This is a genomic window from Prevotella sp. oral taxon 317 str. F0108 (assembly GCF_000162415.1).
GTDB classification, from domain to species: domain Bacteria; phylum Bacteroidota; class Bacteroidia; order Bacteroidales; family Bacteroidaceae; genus Prevotella; species Prevotella conceptionensis.
In genome coordinates this window covers 3,366-4,921 of sequence record NZ_GG740085.1, presented here as the reverse complement: position 1 = coordinate 4,921, position 1,556 = coordinate 3,366, and the positions used below count along the sequence as shown (strand labels likewise).

Genomic DNA, 1,556 nt, shown 5'->3' with positions numbered 1-1,556 from the left:
ATGCGCAGACATTTTACAATGGAGAGTTTGATCCTGGCTCAGGATGAACGCTAGCTACAGGCTTAACACATGCAAGTCGCGGGGCAGCATGGGGGTTGCTTGCAATCCCTGATGGCGACCGGCGCACGGGTGAGTAACGCGTATCCAACCTGCCCTTCACCACGGGATAACCCGGCGAAAGTCGGACTAATACCGTATGTTGTCCATTGACGGCATCCGATTTGGACGAAAGGCTTAGCGGTGAGGGATGGGGATGCGTCCGATTAGCTCGACGGCGGGGTAACGGCCCACCGTGGCGACGATCGGTAGGGGTTCTGAGAGGAAGGTCCCCCACACTGGAACTGAGACACGGTCCAGACTCCTACGGGAGGCAGCAGTGAGGAATATTGGTCAATGGGCGTAAGCCTGAACCAGCCAAGTAGCGTGCAGGATGACGGCCCTATGGGTTGTAAACTGCTTTTATGCGGGGATAAAGGAGCCCACGTGTGGGCTTTTTGCAGGTACCGCATGAATAAGGACCGGCTAATTCCGTGCCAGCAGCCGCGGTAATACGGAAGGTCCGGGCGTTATCCGGATTTATTGGGTTTAAAGGGAGCGTAGGCCGCCCCTTAAGCGTGTTGTGAAATGCGGGTGCTCAACATCCGACTTGCAGCGCGAACTGGGGGGCTTGAGTGCGCCGAAAGTAGGCGGAATTCGTGGTGTAGCGGTGAAATGCTTAGATATCACGAAGAACTCCGATTGCGAAGGCAGCTTACTGTAGCGCAACTGACGCTGATGCTCGAAAGCGTGGGTATCGAACAGGATTAGATACCCTGGTAGTCCACGCGGTAAACGATGGATGCTCGTTGTCGGCCTTTGAGGCCGGTGACCAAGCGAAAGCGTTAAGCATCCCACCTGGGGAGTACGCCGGCAACGGTGAAACTCAAAGGAATTGACGGGGGCCCGCACAAGCGGAGGAACATGTGGTTTAATTCGATGATACGCGAGGAACCTTACCCGGGCTTGAACTGCGGCGGAACGATTCCGAGAGGATGAGGCCCTTCGGGGCTGCCGCGGAGGTGCTGCATGGTTGTCGTCAGCTCGTGCCGTGAGGTGTCGGCTTAAGTGCCATAACGAGCGCAACCCCCGTCTTCAGTTGCCATCGGGTTATGCCGGGCACTCTGGAGATACTGCCACCGCAAGGTGTGAGGAAGGTGGGGATGACGTCAAATCAGCACGGCCCTTACGTCCGGGGCTACACACGTGTTACAATGGCGCATACAGAGAGTAGGTGGCATGCGAATGCCATCCAATCCTTAAAGTGCGTCTCAGTTCGGACTGGGGTCTGCAACCCGACCCCACGAAGCTGGATTCGCTAGTAATCGCGCATCAGCCATGGCGCGGTGAATACGTTCCCGGGCCTTGTACACACCGCCCGTCAAGCCATGAAAGCCGGGGGCGCCTGAAGTCCGTGACCGCGAGGGTCGGCCTAGGGTGAAACCGGTGATTGGGGCTAAGTCGTAACAAGGTAGCCGTACCGGAAGGTGCGGCTGGAACACCTCCTTTCTGGAGGGACG

Annotated in this window: 1 rRNA gene; it reads left to right on the top strand. The window is 57.5% G+C overall.

The features are described 5' to 3' along the window. The first annotated feature begins 15 nt into the window (after positions 1-15). A 16S ribosomal RNA gene (locus tag HMPREF0670_RS14985) occupies positions 16-1,545 on the top strand. Positions 1,546-1,556: the final 11 nt, after the last annotated feature.